This window comes from Ruegeria sp. B10 (assembly GCF_056539825.1).
This window is the reverse complement of sequence record NZ_JBQFVP010000010.1, coordinates 79949-96358: the sequence shown is the minus strand read 5'-3', so window position 1 is coordinate 96358 and position 16410 is coordinate 79949. Positions and strand designations below refer to the sequence as shown.

12 protein-coding genes are annotated in these 16410 nt (G+C 59.8%); 4 read left to right on the top strand and 8 right to left on the bottom strand.

From position 1 onward, the window contains the following. Positions 1 to 52: 52 nt before the first annotated feature. On the top strand, positions 53 to 985 hold the full coding sequence (gene accD / locus ACR0J4_RS14975; RefSeq protein ID WP_170641235.1) for an acetyl-CoA carboxylase, carboxyltransferase subunit beta: 933 nt from the start codon (positions 53 to 55) through the stop codon (positions 983 to 985). Further along, positions 982 to 2256 (top strand): bifunctional folylpolyglutamate synthase/dihydrofolate synthase, encoded by a 1275-nt coding sequence (locus tag ACR0J4_RS14970; protein ID WP_170641237.1) that lies wholly within the window; start codon positions 982 to 984, stop codon positions 2254 to 2256. Before accD ends, ACR0J4_RS14970 begins: the two co-directional genes overlap by 4 nt. Positions 2257 to 2329: 73 nt before the next feature. Here the strand turns inward: ACR0J4_RS14970 and zapE are convergent, their stop codons facing one another. Beyond that, entirely contained in the window at positions 2330 to 3388 is a 1059-nt protein-coding gene (zapE, locus tag ACR0J4_RS14965) for a cell division protein ZapE (RefSeq protein WP_170641239.1), read from the bottom strand. Positions 3389 to 3537: 149 nt separating this feature from the next. On the opposite strand from zapE, the gene ACR0J4_RS14960 reads away from it, so the two are divergent. Next, positions 3538 to 4779 (top strand): MFS transporter, encoded by a 1242-nt coding sequence (locus ACR0J4_RS14960; RefSeq protein ID WP_170641241.1) that lies wholly within the window; start codon positions 3538 to 3540, stop codon positions 4777 to 4779. 84 nt (positions 4780 to 4863) lie between these two features. Here ACR0J4_RS14960 and ACR0J4_RS14955 read toward each other — a convergent pair whose 3' ends face one another. From ACR0J4_RS14955 to ACR0J4_RS14940, 4 genes are all read right to left on the bottom strand, one after another. Next, positions 4864 to 5319, bottom strand: coding sequence for a YaiI/YqxD family protein (locus tag ACR0J4_RS14955; RefSeq protein WP_170641243.1), 456 nt, complete (start codon positions 5317 to 5319; stop codon positions 4864 to 4866). Then, entirely contained in the window at positions 5316 to 6773 is a 1458-nt protein-coding gene (gene sthA / locus ACR0J4_RS14950; protein WP_170377338.1) for a Si-specific NAD(P)(+) transhydrogenase, read from the bottom strand. The genes ACR0J4_RS14955 and sthA overlap by 4 nt, the downstream gene beginning before the upstream one ends. Positions 6774 to 6776: 3 nt before the next feature. Beyond that, the gene (fghA, locus tag ACR0J4_RS14945) at positions 6777 to 7610 is read right to left on the bottom strand and encodes an S-formylglutathione hydrolase (protein ID WP_170641245.1); all 834 of its coding nucleotides are present in this window, start codon (positions 7608 to 7610) and stop codon (positions 6777 to 6779) included. A gap of 105 nt (positions 7611 to 7715) precedes the next feature. After that, on the bottom strand, positions 7716 to 8645 hold the full coding sequence (locus ACR0J4_RS14940; protein ID WP_170641247.1) for an AEC family transporter: 930 nt from the start codon (positions 8643 to 8645) through the stop codon (positions 7716 to 7718). 147 nt (positions 8646 to 8792) lie between these two features. Here ACR0J4_RS14940 and ACR0J4_RS14935 point away from each other — a divergent pair, with 147 nt between their 5' ends. Continuing rightward, complete coding sequence (locus ACR0J4_RS14935) at positions 8793 to 9410, top strand: TetR/AcrR family transcriptional regulator (RefSeq protein ID WP_170641249.1); 618 nt, start codon at positions 8793 to 8795, stop codon at positions 9408 to 9410. A gap of 77 nt (positions 9411 to 9487) precedes the next feature. On the opposite strand, the gene ACR0J4_RS14930 is transcribed toward ACR0J4_RS14935, so the two are convergent. The 3 genes from ACR0J4_RS14930 to ACR0J4_RS14920 are packed head-to-tail and all read right to left on the bottom strand — an operon-like array spanning position 9488 to position 16404. Further along, the gene (locus ACR0J4_RS14930) at positions 9488 to 10858 is read right to left on the bottom strand and encodes an HlyD family type I secretion periplasmic adaptor subunit (RefSeq protein WP_170641251.1); all 1371 of its coding nucleotides are present in this window, start codon (positions 10856 to 10858) and stop codon (positions 9488 to 9490) included. After that, a complete protein-coding gene (locus ACR0J4_RS14925; RefSeq protein ID WP_170641253.1) occupies positions 10855 to 12606 on the bottom strand; it encodes a type I secretion system permease/ATPase in 1752 nt (583 codons plus the stop codon). Before ACR0J4_RS14925 ends, ACR0J4_RS14930 begins: the two co-directional genes overlap by 4 nt. Positions 12607 to 12666: 60 nt before the next feature. Further along, entirely contained in the window at positions 12667 to 16404 is a 3738-nt protein-coding gene (locus tag ACR0J4_RS14920) for a CHRD domain-containing protein (RefSeq protein WP_170641255.1), read from the bottom strand. Between the last annotated feature and the right edge of the window lie 6 nt (positions 16405 to 16410).

Below are 16410 nucleotides of genomic sequence, written 5' to 3'. Positions count from 1 at the left end.
CTTTCCGTAGCGTCTTATTTGACGTCAACGCCGCACAATCCAAGGCTCTGATATGAACTGGATCACAAACTACGTCCGCCCCCGGATCAACTCGATCTTCTCGCGCCGAGAAGTGCCAGAAAATCTGTGGCACAAATGCGATGAATGCGGAACGATGCTGTTCCATCGTGAATTGGCCGAAAACCAGAACGTCTGCACCCAGTGCGGTCACCATATGGCAATCACACCGCGTGACCGCTTTGGCCACCTGTTCGATGGCGGGATTTTCACCGAAGTTGCGGTGCCTGCGCCCAAAGATGACCCGCTGCAGTTCCGCGATCAGAAGAAATACCCCGATCGCATGAAGGCGGCCCAGAAGAAAACGGGCGAAAAAGAAGCCATGCTGGTCGCTACGGGCGAAATCGGGCGTACCCCGATTGTTGCGGCGGCGCAGGATTTCTCGTTTATGGGCGGTTCGATGGGCATGTATGTTGGCAACGCGATCATCGCCGCCGCGCAAGAGGCGGTTAAGCTAAAGCGCCCGCTGATCCTGTTCTCGGCCGCCGGCGGTGCCCGGATGCAGGAAGGCATCCTGAGCCTGATGCAGATGCCGCGTACCACCGTGGCCGTCGAGATGCTGAAAGAGGCGAACCTGCCCTATATCGTCGTTCTGACCCACCCAACCACCGGTGGTGTGACTGCATCTTACGCGATGCTGGGCGACGTGCATATCTCGGAACCCAACGCGCTGATCTGTTTTGCGGGTCCCCGCGTGATCGAGCAGACCATCCGTGAAAAACTGCCCGAAGGGTTCCAGCGCGCCGAATATCTGCTGGACCACGGTATGCTCGACCGCGTGACCAAACGTACCGAGCTGCGAGAAGAGCTGATCACCATCACGCGCATGCTGATGAACCAGCCTCCTGCGATTAAAGGTGATTTGCCCGCGCCGGAACCGGAAGAGGCCGCCGCAGACGCACCTGCTGAAGATACGGATCAGAAATGACCGCCCAAACATCGGACGCCATCCTCGACCGGATGATGGCGCTGCACCCCAAGATCATCGACCTGACCTTGGATCGCGTCTGGCGTTTGCTAGAGGCATTGGACAACCCGCAAGACAAGCTGCCGCCGGTGATCCATATCGCCGGAACCAACGGCAAAGGTTCGACCCAAGCGATGATCCGAGCCGGGCTTGAGGGGGCAGAGCTGTCGGCCCATGCTTATACCTCACCGCATCTCGCTCGGTTCCATGAACGTATTCGTCTAGCCGGAGAGCTGATCTCGGAACCCGACCTGACGGCGGTGCTTGATGAGTGCTACGCAGCCAATGGCGGCGAAAACATCACCTATTTCGAGATTACGACCTGCGCGGCCCTTTTGGCCTTCGCACGAGCCAAGGCGGATTACACCCTGCTCGAAGTCGGCCTCGGCGGACGACTGGACGCCACCAATGTGATCGAAAAACCTGCCGTGACGGTGATCACCCCGATCTCGATCGACCACGAGCAGTTTCTGGGCAATACGCTGGCGAAAATCGCCGCTGAGAAGGCCGGTATCATCAAACGCGGCGTGCCTTGCATCGTCGGCCCGCAACCTGATGAGGCGATGGAGGTCATTGAACAGACCGCCGCACGCCTCGGCGCGCCTCTCGTTGCATATGGTCAACATTGGCACGTCAGCGAAGAAAATGGTCGCCTGGTTTATCAGGACGAAACCGGCTTGCGTGACCTGCCTCTGCCCAACCTCTTGGGTGCCCATCAGATTCAGAACGCAGGCGCGGCCCTGGCCGTTCTGCGCCACCTCAGCCTTGGTGACGCCTCTTATGAGGCCGCAGTAACCAAGGCTGAATGGCCCGCTCGAATGCAACGCCTCAAAACCGGCCCGCTTGTGCGAGCCGCAGGGCAGGCCGAACTTTGGCTGGACGGAGGGCACAACGCCGCGGCAGGCATCGCTTTGGCCGAGGTTCTGTCGAACCTGCCGAAACGCCCGACCCATATGATCTGCGGTATGCTGAACACCAAAGACGTGACAGGTTACCTCGCGCCGCTTGCCAAACAGGCCCAAAGCCTGACCGCCGTTTCCATCCCAGGTGAGGCCGCAACCCTCAGCGCCGAAGAAACAGCCGCCGCCGCTGGTAAGGTCGATCTGTTTGCATCAACCGCCAACAGCGTGGCCGAGGCGCTCGACTCAATCGTCGCCAAAGACCCGCAGGCGCGTATTCTGATCTGCGGGTCCCTCTACCTTGCAGGCAATATCCTGCGCGAAAACAGCTAAGATCCGCCCGCAGGGCTTCATCTGGCTAAAAATATCCCGGGGGAGCCGCCAGCGGCGGCGGGGGCAGAGCCCCCTACTTCCCCCAATCCTGATCCTGCATCTCCCGTAGGCGAGACGCGGTACGCTCAAATTCAAAGGTCCCTTCGCCCTCAACATACAGCATCTCGGGCTCCGCCGCTGCAGAACAGATCAACCGCACCCTGGCCTCATAGAGCGCGTCGATCAACGTCACAAAGCGTTTGGCCTCATTGAAGTTGTTGCGCGACAGACGGGGAATATCCTCAAGCACCAGAACCTTGACCGTTTCGGCGATAGCCAGATAGTCCCCAGGCCCCAGCATTCGACCACACAGGTCGTAGAACGAGGCCCGCGCGACCCCATTGCGAAAAGCTGGCAGCTCAACAGCGCGGCCTTTGACTTGAAGGACCAAGGGCTCGGCGGTACCACCGGACAAATCCGTCCAGACGGCGCGAATCTTCTCACGCGCTTCCGGGCCGATTGGCGAGAAATAAACCGGCGCGCCTTCAAGGCGGTTTTGGCGGTAGTCGGTCGGTGAGACCAACTCCCACACCTGAAGCTGCTCTTTGATATGAGCGATGAAGGGCAAAAACAGCTGTCGATTCAAACCGTCCTTGTACAGATCATCCGGATGCCGGTTCGACGTCGTTACGATGACCACCCCCCCCGCATGTAGCAGATCAAACAGGCGTCCGACGATCATGGCGTCCGTGATATCGGTGATCTGCATTTCGTCAAACGCCAGCAGCTTGACAGATTTCACGACCTCTTGCGCGACCGGGGCTAGCGCGTCTTCGACACCATCTTTGCGTGCCTTGTGCATACCCGCATGGATTTCCTGCATGAACGCGTGAAAATGCACCCTCCGCGCTGGTATGTCTTCCATCGCATCGACGAACATATCCATCAGCATGGACTTCCCACGCCCAACCCCGCCCCACAAGTACAACCCTTTGGGTGGTGGCGGAGCCTTGCGGAACAAGCCTCGCTTCACCGGTGCGCTCAACTCGGCCCTGATACGTTCAAAATGCGGCAGAACAGCTTCCTGCGCGTCATCCCGCGTCAGAGACCCATCGGAGATACGTTCGTTATACAGCGAAATCAGATCCGTCATGGGTTTGAGCCATAGCGCCCGCACTACGCGTTGAAAAGCGGGCATTTTCAGGCACGCATCAATTTTCCTTATGTCGAACCGCAAATCTACTGAATTGACGGGGCGACGAAAAACAGTAGCGTCGCACAACTTGTTTGTCTGAGGTCCCCATGCCGCACTCCGCACGTCTGCTGAATCCGATTCTGATCGTGGGCTGTATCATCATTACAATCAGTTTTGCGGTGCGCGCTTCGTTTGGGGTGTTCCAGATCCCGATCGCATCTGAGTTCGGCTGGCTGCGCACCGATTTCTCAATGGCCATTGCGATCCAGAATCTGGCCTGGGGGATCGGGCAGCCGATCTTTGGCGCCATCGCTGAAAAGATCGGCGACCGAAAGGCCATTGTGCTTGGCGCGCTGACTTATGCCGCTGGTATGGTGCTTTCAGCCTGGTCCATCACTCCGTTTGAACACCAGATCTACGCATGGTTGGTCGGGTTTGGCATTGCAGGGACCGGCTTCGGCGTGGTTCTGGCTGTTGTTGGGCGGGCATCCTCTGACGCGAACCGATCCATGTCTTTGGCCATCGTCACTGCTGCGGGCAGTTTCGGTCAGGTTTTGGGCGCGCCAACGGCCGAATGGATGCTGACCTTCCTGCCCTGGCATCAGGTCTATATCGTGTTCGCCGTCGCCATTCTCTGCCTTGTGCTGATCCTGCCCTTTATGCGCGCGCCTCAGCAAAGCAGTAAGGCCGAGTTGGAAGAAAGCATGGGTCAAATCTTAGGGCGTGCTCTCCGAGACCCGTCTTACACGCTGATCTCACTTGGCTTTTTCAGCTGCGGTTATCAGCTCGGCTTTATCACAGCTCACTTCCCGGCATTCGTGACCGAGATGTGCGGCCCCATCCAGCCGGGTGGCGTGCTGCATTCGATAGGCATAACGACCACGTCCGCCTTGGGTGCGTTGTCTATTTCGCTGATCGGACTGGCCAATATCGGCGGCACGCTTTTGGCAGGCTGGGCTGGGAACCACTTCCCTAAGAAATACTTGCTGGCCATCGTATATACGGCGCGTACGCTGGCTGCTGTCGTGTTCATCATGTTTCCGATCACCCCAATTTCGGTCATCGTTTTTTCGTTGGCTATGGGCTCTCTCTGGCTGGCCACAATACCACTGACATCCGGTCTGGTCGCGCATCTCTACGGTCTGCGCTACATGGGTACGCTGTATGGAATTGTTTTCCTCAGCCACCAACTTGGCAGTTTCCTTGGTATCTGGCTGGGCGGGCGGATGTATGACGTCTATGGCGACTACACAATGGTTTGGTGGATCGGTATCGCCGTGGGCGCGTTTAGCGCGATTGTCCACCTGCCTATTCGCGAGAACCGAGGGCCGACCCCCGCCGCTGCCTAGCTGGGCGCACCCGTAGCGCGGCACGCGCTGCCTGGCCCAACAGGCGAGGGCGCATCTTTGATGCGGCCTCAACTGGCGGGAGGGTCAGCCGCGCAGCGCCGCCCGCAGTTCTCGCTCCAACGCATCCAAGAACCGCGAGCGATCGGCTTTTCCAAACGGTTTGCCGCCACCCCCTGCGCCCAGAGGGTTTGCAGCCCGAAGATCCGCCATCAGGTCTCGCATCGCCAGTTGCTGGCCGATATTGGCGGCGGTGAAAGCCTCGCCGTTGGGCCGTAGCACTCGGGCACCGGCCTCGACACATTTCGCAGCCAATGGGATGTCCGAGGTGACCACCACATCGCCGGTTCCGCAACGCTCGGCGATCCACTTGTCGGCCTCATCCGCGCCCTCGGCCACAATGACGACCTGCACCAGAGGGTTTGCCGATGGCCGCAACCCGCCATTCGACACCAGCGCCATAGGCACTTTGTGTCGGGTGGCGACCCGCTCAGCCTCGGCTTTCACAGGGCAGGCGTCTCCATCGACATAGAGCGTTGTCACGCTTTCTTCGCCTCTTTCTTGGCGGGTTCAACAGGCTTTTTCTTGACCTTGAACTCTTCGGGGATCGGCATCCGATTGAAGGCATCCAAACCCGCGATCTTATAGGCCTCGGCCAGCGTCGGATAGTTGAACGTGTTCTGTACGAAGTAATCCACGGTGCCTTTCAGATTCAGCACGGCCTGCGCGATATGTATCAACTCCGTTGCGCCTTCGCCCACGATCTGCACACCAAGCACCCGGCGGGTTTTCAGGGAAAACAGCATTTTCAACATGCCATGTTCCAACCCCATGATATGCCCACGCGAGGTTTCGCGGAACCGCGCCACGCCGACCTCATAGGGGATGCCGCGCTCCTGCAACTCTTCCTCGGACATGCCGCAGGTTGAGATTTCGGGCACGGAGTAAATGCCATAGGGATACCACGGGCTTTCCGGCAGAGTCGGGGTTTCAAGCGCATGACACGCCGCCACGCGTCCCTGTTGCAACGAGGTTGAGGCCAGCGAAGGATGCCCGATCACGTCTCCCGTAGCGTAAACATGCGGCACTTCGGTCTGGTAGGTCTTGCGGTCCACGCTGATCCGGTTGCGGTGATCGGTTTCAACACCAACAGCCTTCAGATTCAGTGTCGAGGTCGCGCCCATGCGTCCGGCAGCAAACAACAGCATCTCGGCCCGGACGTGACGACCGTTCTCAAGGGTGACCTCGACATGCTCGCCCGCATCTTCGATCTTTTCGACGGCCGAACCGAGCCGCAGATCCACTCCATTTTCGCGGATCTGATGTGTGAAATCGTGGATCAGGCGTTTGTCGATGAAATCAAGGAAGGTGTCGCGAGGCTCGATCAGGGTGACACGGACATCCAGGGCCGAGAACATGGTGGCGTATTCAACACCAATCACCCCGGCACCGATCACGACCAGCGACCGAGGGATCTCGGCCATTTCAAGAAACTCATCGCCATCCACAACGGTTTTGCCGTTGAACGGCACATAGTCCGGGCGATAGGTTTTTGTTCCGGTCGCAATCAGAAACTTTGCGGCGGTCAGGCGGGTTTTCTCACCGCTATCCGTCGCCACCTCAATCTCATGCGGACCCGTGAACGAGGCCAGCCCGTTCAGAGTATCCACATGGTTTCGGTTGAACTGATGCTCCAGCACGTCAACTTCGTGGTCGAGTGTCATGTGCAGCCGGGCTTTCAGGTCTTCGGCGCGAATCTGTTCCTTGACCCGGTAAGAGCGGCCGTAAAAGCTGCGCTCACGCCAGCCCGAAAGGTTCAGCACGGTTTCACGCAGGGTTTTGGACGGGATCGTGCCGGTATGCACCGAGACGCCGCCGAAACGGTCGTGCCGGTCGATCACCAACACTCGGCGCTTCAATTTGCCCGCCTGAATTGCCGCAGACCGGCCCGAGGGGCCAGACCCGATGATGATCAGGTCATAGTCATACTTGCTCATGCCTCAGTCTCCGTACAGCGCTTCGGCGTGGAACGTGATGTGGTCTTCCATGAAGGTGGACACAAAGAAATAGGAATGGTCATAGCCTGGTTGCAGACGATAGGTCGCCTGCTGGCGGCGCTCGGCGATGGCCGAAGCCAAAGTTTCGGGGCGCAGGAGGTCGATGAACTGGTCGTTCGCACCGGTGTCGATCAGGACAGGGCCGTCAAAACCGACCTCTTTCATCAGGAGCGAGGCGTCGTGCTTGGCCCAAACGGCCTCATCATCGCCCAGATAGGCGCTCAGCTGTTTGCGGCCCCAATCCGCGCCGCTCGGGTTCGAGATTGGCGCAAAGGCCGAAACCGAGCGATAGCGTCCCGGCAGGTTCATCGCCAGTGTCAGCGCACCATGGCCGCCCATCGAATGGCCGGTGATTGCCTGACGATCCATGTCGATGGCAAAGTTCTCGGCGATCAGCTCGGGCAGTTCCTCGGCCACATAGTCCCACATGTTGAAATGTGGGGCCCACGGGGTTTGCGTTGCGTTGACGTAGAAACCCGCGCCTTGGCCAAGATCATAGTCTTCGTGGTCGGCGACGCCTTCGCCGCGCGGAGAAGTGTCGGGGAACACGATGGCGATGCCCTGTTCGGCGGCCCAGGCCTGTGCACCGGCCTTGGTCATTGCGTTTTCATGGGTGCAGGTTAGGCCAGACAGGTACCACAGGACCGGAACGGGGCCGTCCTTGGCCTCGGCAGGCAGGAACAGGCCAAAGGTCATATCGCATTGGCAGGTGGTCGAGGCATGGCGGTAGACACCTTGCACACCACCAAAACAGGCATTTTCCGAAAGGGTTTCCATCTGGTAGAGTCCTTAGTCTAGGGTCGCGCCATGGCTATCGCCCAAAGGACGCCGCGTAAAGTGCGGCAGTCACCCTGTGCATGACTTTTTGGTGGGGTTGCGTGCTCACAAAGCGGTAAGCCATCCGATGATCAGCGGAACCGTCAGAATACTGGCCGCCGTAGACAGCAGGATCGCCGCCGAGGCGCGATGAGGCGCAACACCGTAATGCGCGGCTAGCATGTAGACATTGCCCGCAACCGGTAGTGCAGCGGCGGCAATCGCAACCGTGGCAGAGAAGGTATCGACTGGAACCAGCCAAAGCAAGGCGACGGCGACACAGGCGGGGTGTACGATCAGCTTGCAAAAGCTCAGCCAGCCCGCGATTTGGACCCGCTCGGCCGATTTCCCAGCCAGCGAGGCGCCGATTGCGAATAGTGCTCCGGGCGTTGCGGCCCCACCCAGAATGGTCAGGAAATCGTTCATCGCGTCGGGCACCGGAATCTGCAGCGCTGACCAGGTCAATCCGGCTGAGATCGACACGATCATCGGATTCTTGAGCAACCCAACGCCGATCAATCGCAGCGTTTTGACCGTTAGCTTTCCGTCCCGGCCGCCATTGATCAGGATCACGATGAGCGAGGAAAACACCACCAGATCTACCGCGAGGATCAGCATGACAGGCCCGATCGCGGCCTCAGACAGCAGCATGGCCAACATCGGCAGGCCGAGAAACCCGACATTGCCGATTGCAGCACACTGGGCCTCAACCGCAGCGGTGGGGATGTCGAGGCCCCGTATCCAAGCCACCAGCGACGCCAGAGCATAGACCGCCAGTGTGCCGATCAGATAACCGATGATCAGCCGCCCATTGAAGATCTCGGCAAAGGGCAGAGTGGCGGCAAAGCGAAACAGCATGGCCGACAGGGCAAAGAAAAAGACGAATTTCGTCAGATAGGCGGTGGCTTCCTCAGTGAAAAACCGCGTGCGCCCGGCCCAGTAACCCAGGCCGATGATCACGAAGAATGGAAGGGTACGCAGAAAGATCTCGACCATGGGTACCCTCCTAACATGGATTGCGCGACCTGCAAGTCACGGATCGAACAGCGTTTTGGGTGACGGCCCGTCAGAAAACACCAAGAATCCTTGTGTCTGAACAGATCGGTTTATAAATTCGATCCACAACCCGCTGAAGGAGCCATCATGACCCAATCCGCCACCATCCTGCGTACCGGCCGAAAATTCGACCAGGTACTGCGCGGGGCCCGAGAAGTTTTTCTCGCGGATGGGTTCGAGGGGGCCAGCGTGGACGACATCGCGCGGGCGGCGGGTGTCTCAAAAGCGACGCTGTATAGCTATTTCCCCGACAAGCGCCTGCTGTTTATTGAGGTGGCGCAAACCGAGTGCCGCCGCATGGCTGAGCGTGTGATCTCGATGATCGACGAAACCAAACCCGTGCGTGAGGTTCTGACGATTACCGCGACGCAGTTGGTCAGCTTTTTCGTGTCGGATTTCAATCGCCAGATTTTCCGCGTTTGCGTGGCTGAACGGGATCGGTTCCCGGAACTTGGACGCGTTTTTTATGAAGCTGGGCCTCAGAACGGTCAGCGCAAGATGGTTGAGTATCTGGACAAGGCTGTCGCTAAGGGCGAATTGGTGATCGAGGACGTGACGATCGCAGCAGAACAATTCGCCGAGCTTTGCAAAGTACGCCTATGGCTGCGCGCCGCCTTTGGCATTCAGGAAGAGTTCTCCCAGGCCGAGATCGACGAGGTTGCCCTGCAAGCTGTCGACATGTTCATGGCCCGCTACGGCGTTTGACAAAGTGAAATGGCCTGCAGCCCCATCTGCAGACCATTCCCACTCGTTAAAAACATACTCGTTACCTGAGCACCCACTCACTCGATAAAAGTTTTGGCCAACCGGTCACTGATGGGCTGTGACAGATAGGCGATCACGGCCCTCTCGCCGGTATTGACGAACAGATCAGCCGGCATACCGGGTACCAGATTCAGCGCGGCCACCGCCTCGGGCTGCTGGGCATCCAGTTTGACCCGCGCCTTGTAGTAGGGCTCGCCCGTGCGTTCGTCTTCCAAAGCATCGGCGGAGATGTCGAAGATCTTGCCGCTGGCCTCGGGGACGTCTGCCTGTGCGAAGGCCGACAAGCGGATGCGGGTGGACTGGCCGATCCGCAGCTTGTCAATATCACCGGTTTTGACCCGCGCCTCGACAATCAGCGCCTGATCCGCCGGGACAATGTCCATGATGTGTTCGCCCGGACGAATGACGCCGCCCGTGGTCGAGGCCGCCAGATTGACCACCCGCCCGCTGGTCGGGGCCAACAGCTCGATCCGCTTGCGACGCTCGGCGGTGCCTGCATATTGCGGGCGCACGAGATCAAGCTGCGCTTCAACCACCGCAAGCTCACCCGCGATCACCTCATCCCGCAGCTTTTGCTGGCTGATCAGCGTCAGTTCCAGCTCTCTAACTTGATTTTCAGCCTGCGCGATCTGGGTGCGCAGCGAAGCATCGACGCCGTAGAGACGCTGCAGCTCAATCTGGCGCGAGCTGACGCGGGTGGCTGCCACCAACCCCTTGTCCAGCAGGGTCTGCAGGTTGGTCAGTTCGGTCAGCGTGATCTCGATCTGATTCTGGGTTCTGACGCGCTGCTCGGTCAGCCCCTGCGCCTCATCCTTCAGGCCCGAAATCCGCTGCTCGTTGATCCGGGCTTCTGTCTGGCGGGCGCGGGCTTCGACGTCAAACAGCTGTTTCTGCGTCAGATAGGCGGACGTCCAGTGCAGCCGCTCCATACCCGCCTGAAAACCGGCCATGGCCGAGGCCTCATCAAACCGATCCTGACCGCTCATCTGTGCCAGAAGGCGGGCGCGGCGCACCGAAAGTTCACCCATCTGGCTGCCCAACACGTTCAGGTCGACGTCGATATCGGTGCTGTCCAGCCGGATCAGGGGTTGGCCTGCCTGAACGAAATCTCCGTCGGCAATCAAGATGTCACGGATGATGCCGCCGTCCAGATGCTCCACCGTTTTGCGATCACCTTCGACCACGAAGGAGGCCGGGGCAACCACCGCGCCGTCCAGTTTCGAGGCGAAGGCCCAGTAGGCGCTGCCTCCGACAAAGGCCATCAGGGTGATGACGCCAACCCAGACATAGCGTCCGATCCGGGGGGAGGCGTCCGAGATATCGATGAACTCTGCCTCATTCAGAGACAACGCATTGCGAGAGGCGTTGTACGGGACAATCTGTGTCATTGGGCTGCTCCTGTGATTTGCGTTTCCGGGACGGGCTGAGGGGTAGGGCGGGTGCCCTTGCCTGAACTGTCCAGAACATTGCGGCGATTGACTTTCAGCACGTCATCCTTGTCGCCAAACTGGGTCTGGGACCCGTTGCGCATGACCATGACCTTGTTGGCGGCCTGCAAGGTTGCGGGGCGGTGAGTCATGACAATTGCGATGGAGCCGCGGGCCTGAGTGGCCAGAATGGCATCGCGCAAGGCCTGTTCCCCTTCGGCATCCAGATCCGAGTTCGGTTCGTCCAGCACCAGAACAAACGGGTCACCATAGAGCGCGCGGGCGAGGGCCAGACGCTGCCGCTGACCGCCGGACAGAAAGAACCCTTGACCAATGCGCGTTTCATAGCTGTCGGGCAGGGCGCTGATCATTTCGTGAATGCCAGCTTCCTGCGCGACGCGAAAAACCTCGGCGTCGTCGATGGCGACCGAGAAACGGGCGATGTTTTCGCGGATCGTACCGTCGAACAGCTCAACATCCTGCGGCAGGTAGCCGATCTGTTTGCCCAGATCCTCGGTGTTCCATTTCGACATTGGGCTGCCATCCAGCAGAACCTCGCCCCGTTGCGGGTGCCAGATCCCGGCCAGCATTTTGCCCAGCGTCGTCTTGCCCGAGCCGCTATGGCCAATGACAGCCAGAACGTCGCCTGCGGCCAGATCAAAGTCGATACCCCGAATGGTGGCATTGATCGCGCGCGGCGGACCGGCCTGAGCAATTTTCGCGTCCAACGTCTTGAAAGCGCGGGGCAGGTGCAGGTTGGGTGTTTCCTCGGCGAAGTCCTCTGTCAGCGCCTTGATCTTGGCGTAGGAACCGCGAGCGGCCAGAAAACCACGCCATTGGCCGATAAGCTGGTCAATCGGCGCCAGCGCCCGCGCCAATACGATGGTCGCGGCGATCATGACGCCTGCAGTGGATTCGCCCGTTATGGCAAGGGCTGCACCCAGACCCAGAATGGCCGATTGCAGGCCCATACGGATGGTCTTGGACAGGACCGAAAAGCCAGCGATACGGTCAGCCGCGCATGTTTTATGCGCGTGCGCGTCGATTTGCAGGGCGGTCCAGCGACGCACCAGATCGGATTTCATGCCCAGCGCGTGGACCAGTTCGGCATTACGATCCGAAGTCTTGAACAGCGCGTCCGAGCGTCCTCGGGCCTCGGCAGCGTTTCGCATCGGTTTCTGTGCGCGTGCGTTGTTGATCAGCGCCATGACGGTCAGGGTGACGGCTCCGGCCAGTCCCAGCAGACCCAGCAGCGGGTGCAGGACATAGAGGACCAGCAGGTATATCGGAATCCACGGCGCATCGAAAAAGGCGGTCAGGGTCGAGCCCGAGATGAACTCGCGAAATCCGTTGACGTCGTCGACCAGATTCTCGGCGCTCTGCGCTTTGCCCTGAACCCGGCGGCGCATGGCGGCCCCCAGAACGGGCGCACCGACGGCCATTTCGAACCGGGCGGCCAGGCGGCCCAGGATGCGCATCCGCATCAGTTCGAGACAGGCGATAACGACAAAGACGCCGCCCAGCAAAAGGGTCAGCGCCATCAGCGTGTCGACATTCTGGCTGGTCAGGACCCGGTCGTAGACCTGCAGCATGTAAAGCGGCCCGGCAAGCATCAGCAGGTTGAGAAACAGGCTGAAGAAAGCGACGGCAACAAACCCTTTGCGCAACGAGGCCCATGCGGTTTGTACGGGGTTGGATTTCTGAAACATCGTCTTGCCCTTTTCCGGTTTGGCAAACGGGGCGGCCAAAGCCGCCCCGTCCGTTTTCGATTAAGCGACGAAGTCGTCTTCGGTCAGGTCGGTGGTGTTGACGCCCGCCAGACGGACCGATCCTTCGGTGCCGAACGAGATCACAGCGTCGTTGCCATCCTGAGCAACATTCACCGCGCCGCCGAAGTCGGGACCGAAATCGCCAAACTGCAGCTGGTCGAGGCCAACTTCGAAGTCCTGGATCACGTCGTTTCCGAAGTTTGCGCCGAAAGTGAAGGTATCCGAGCCTGCGCCACCGATCAGGATGTCATTGCCAACCTCACCCGAGATCAGGTCATCGCCGTCGCCGCCGCTGAGTTTGTTATCGAGATCGCTGCCGATGATGATGTCACCATCGTCGGACCCGATCACATTCTCAATCGACTGCAGAACATCGACTTCGATCTGGTTGTCGATGACGTCCTGACCGATGACACCGGTGCCGCCTGTGGCGTTCACATCCAGCGTGGCGCCCGCATCCACCAGCGTATCCTGCACGACCGGGCCATTGTTGCCAGCCGGCGCGTTGTGCAGATGGATGGCCGAGACAACACCCGGGATCGGCGTGTTCAGGTCGGCCTCGTTCAGGCCCACAACGCTCAGCTCGCTGGAATAGGTCACCTCACCTGTGTTCAGGTTCTGGGTGATGACCAGAGAGGCCTCGCCGGTGGCTTCGCTGTCCGAGGTCGGCCCCGGTTCCTGCGCCGCGTCCAGACCGCCGCTCAGGGTGACGGTGCGGATGCCATGCTCGGTTTCGACACTGTCCACCAGCAGCTGCCCGCGGATTTCGCCGCCGGGGAAGTCCGATGTGTGGATGTTGTAGTACAGGTTGCCCTGAAGCGCCTGTTCCACAAATGCCGCACCATTGGCGATGTTCGCGCCGAACTGACCAGGGGCAGAGACCACGGCGTCCTTGATCGAGACATTGAAGCCCGTATCGCGGGTTGCTGTGCCATTGCCATTGGCGCCTAGGCGCACCTCGACCGCGACATCCAGATCCGAGAAGTCGGCCGTGTCGATGCCGTCGCCACCGTCGATGAAGTCATTGCCCAGACCACCGGTCAGAACATTGTCCGCATCGCCAGCGATCAGAACGTCGTCGCCTGCGCCACCATCGATATTGCCGTTGGTGGTGCCTAGATCGACAAAGATGTCATCGCCCACGCCCAGCAGAACGTTGCCGGTGATCACACCTTCGTCGTTATTGACGATGGTCACGTCACCCGCATCCAAGGCGTCGATTGCATTGACCGTCCCGCGGATCTCACCTTCGTTCAGGATCGCCCCCAGAAGGTTCAGGCCACCGTCAACGCGGATACCTGCGGCCGCGTCCGAGGTCTCGGACCCTGCGATCAGGCCTTCGTTGACGACCACCCCGGCAAATCCGGCCTCGGACTGGCTGGTAAACAGGCGCAGACCATCGCCGATCTGATTGCCCTCAACCGCGTCGCCGCGACCTTGCAGAGTGCCTTCGTTCAGAGTGGCTGCTGACACGATATCGCCTTCGACATCGCCGGTTTGCAGCGACACGGCCGAGCCGTTGTTGCCCAGACCTGCATCAACCAGACCGGTGTTGCTGAAGGTGTAGTTGTCGGCAGTGCCATCGGCATAAACGGTGCCATTGCGCTGGTTGCCGGTGCCGAGGATTTCGCCTTCGTTGACGACCTCAAGCCCCTCACCGTCGATATTCACCGCACGGCTGTCCGACGTAACGGTTCCACGGTTCACAAACGAGCCGCCGGTGTGATCGCCAGTTCCGAAGTAGACGCCGTTTTGTACACCCGCGAAAACACCGCCTTCTTCGTTGACCAATTGGCCTTGGAAGTTAACGTTGTTCACCGCGCGGAACGCACCGACGGTTCCGTTTGCACCTTCCGACAGGACGGTGCCTGCGTTGGTGATGGAGCCGGTGAACGTGCCTGCGTTGCCGACATTGCCGATGCGGATACCGTCGCCTGCGGCATTGGTGCCCGCTGCCGCGTTGCCGCGACCCTGGATCAGACCGTCATTGTTCAGCGTGAACGCATTCTCGCCTGCGATCTCGGCGCCAAAGCCCGAACCTTCGTTGCCTTCACCCGCATCGACGACGCCGGTTTCTTTGTTGTTGAAGGTGAAGTCTTGCGCGGTGCCATCGGCATAGACGGTGCCGTTGCGCTGGTTGTCGGTGCCGACAATCTCGCCTGCGTTGTTCACTTCGAGGCCGATGCCGTCGATATTGAAAGCGCGGCTGTCGGACGAGATCACCCCGGTTTCGAGATTGTTGAAAACACCACCAGTGTGATCCGCACCTTCGCCGGCAACCGGGTTGCCGAAATAGACACCGTTCTGAACGCCCGAAATCTGGCCCGAGTTGTTGAACTCACCCTGGAAGGACACGCCGTTGACGAAACGCACACCGGCAACGGTGCCATTTGCGCCCTCGGAGTCGATAATGCCCGAGTTGTTAATGACCGCATCGGTGACGCCGATGTTGCCCACATTGCCGACCCGGATACCGTCGCCTGCCGCGTTGGAGCCTGCCGCCGCATTGCCGCGACCCTGAATGGTGCCTGCATTGTCCAGCGTGAACGAGGATGCGCCATCCGCAGTTCCGCCGATTTCAACGCCAAAGCCCGACCCTTCATTGCCTTCGCCTGCGTCGATCGTGCCTGTGACCAGGTTGTTGACTGCGAAATCATCGGCTGTGCCGTCGGCGTAGACGGTGCCGTTGCGCTGGCTGTCCGTGCCAAGGATATCGCCGCCGTTCACTAGGTTCACACCCGTACCGTCGATATTCACCGCGCGGCTGTCGGATTGGATCGTGCCGAAGTTCAGAACATCCAGATCATGCGTGCCCTGACCGATATTGAGCCCGTTTGCAGCCCCCTCGATCACCCCGGTCGAGGTGTTCAGGATCTCGCCCTCGGCGCTTGCGCCGTCCGCAATGCGGATACCGGCTGCGTTGCCTTGCGTGCTTTCTGATGTGATCAGCCCGCTGTTGAGGATCTCGGTCTCGAGGATCGTGCCCTCGGCCCCGTTGTTGATGCGGATACCGTCACCGGCCAGACCGGTGTTCGATGCCGCCTGACCACGGCCCTGAATGGTCCCGCCAAAGCCGTTGAAGATATCGGTTTCCACACGGTCGCCGACCTCGTCCCCGACCTGAAGCGAGATGCCAGCACCCTGATTGCCTTCGCCAGCATCCACGGTTCCGCCCGTGAAGTTCGAGATCGAGATATCCTCGGCGGTGCTGTTGGTGTAGATCGTGCCGTTGCGCTGATCTCCGGTGCCAAGGATGTCGCCGAAGTTGCGCACATCAATGCCTTGGCCCTGAATATCCACGGCACGGCTGTCGGAAGAGATCACGCCGCCACGGAAGTTGTCCAGGCTGCCCGAGCTGTCGGGGCCTGCAAACTGAACACCGTTAAAGTCGCCCGAGATCTCACCAAAGTTGCGCACAGCGGCGCTGCCGGTGAACTGAACGCCGGTGGCCAGTGCGTCGGGGCCGCTATTGGCCTCGATCACGCCCGAGCGGAAATTGAACACGTCAACATCCTCTCCCTGGGCCTGAACGGCGGCGACGGCGTTGTTGGTGACGATCTCGCCAAAGTTCAGCAGGCGCGAAAAGTCATTGGCCAGAACAAAGGCGGGCGTGTCATCCACGATCGTGTTCTGGAAGAAGTTGTTGAAAAGGGTTTGGCCGTCACGTGTGGTCTCTTGCGCCAGTGTTGACGTAGTCAAGAGACGGGCGCGCAGGCTTTCTACGAATTGGGACAGCATGGGTCA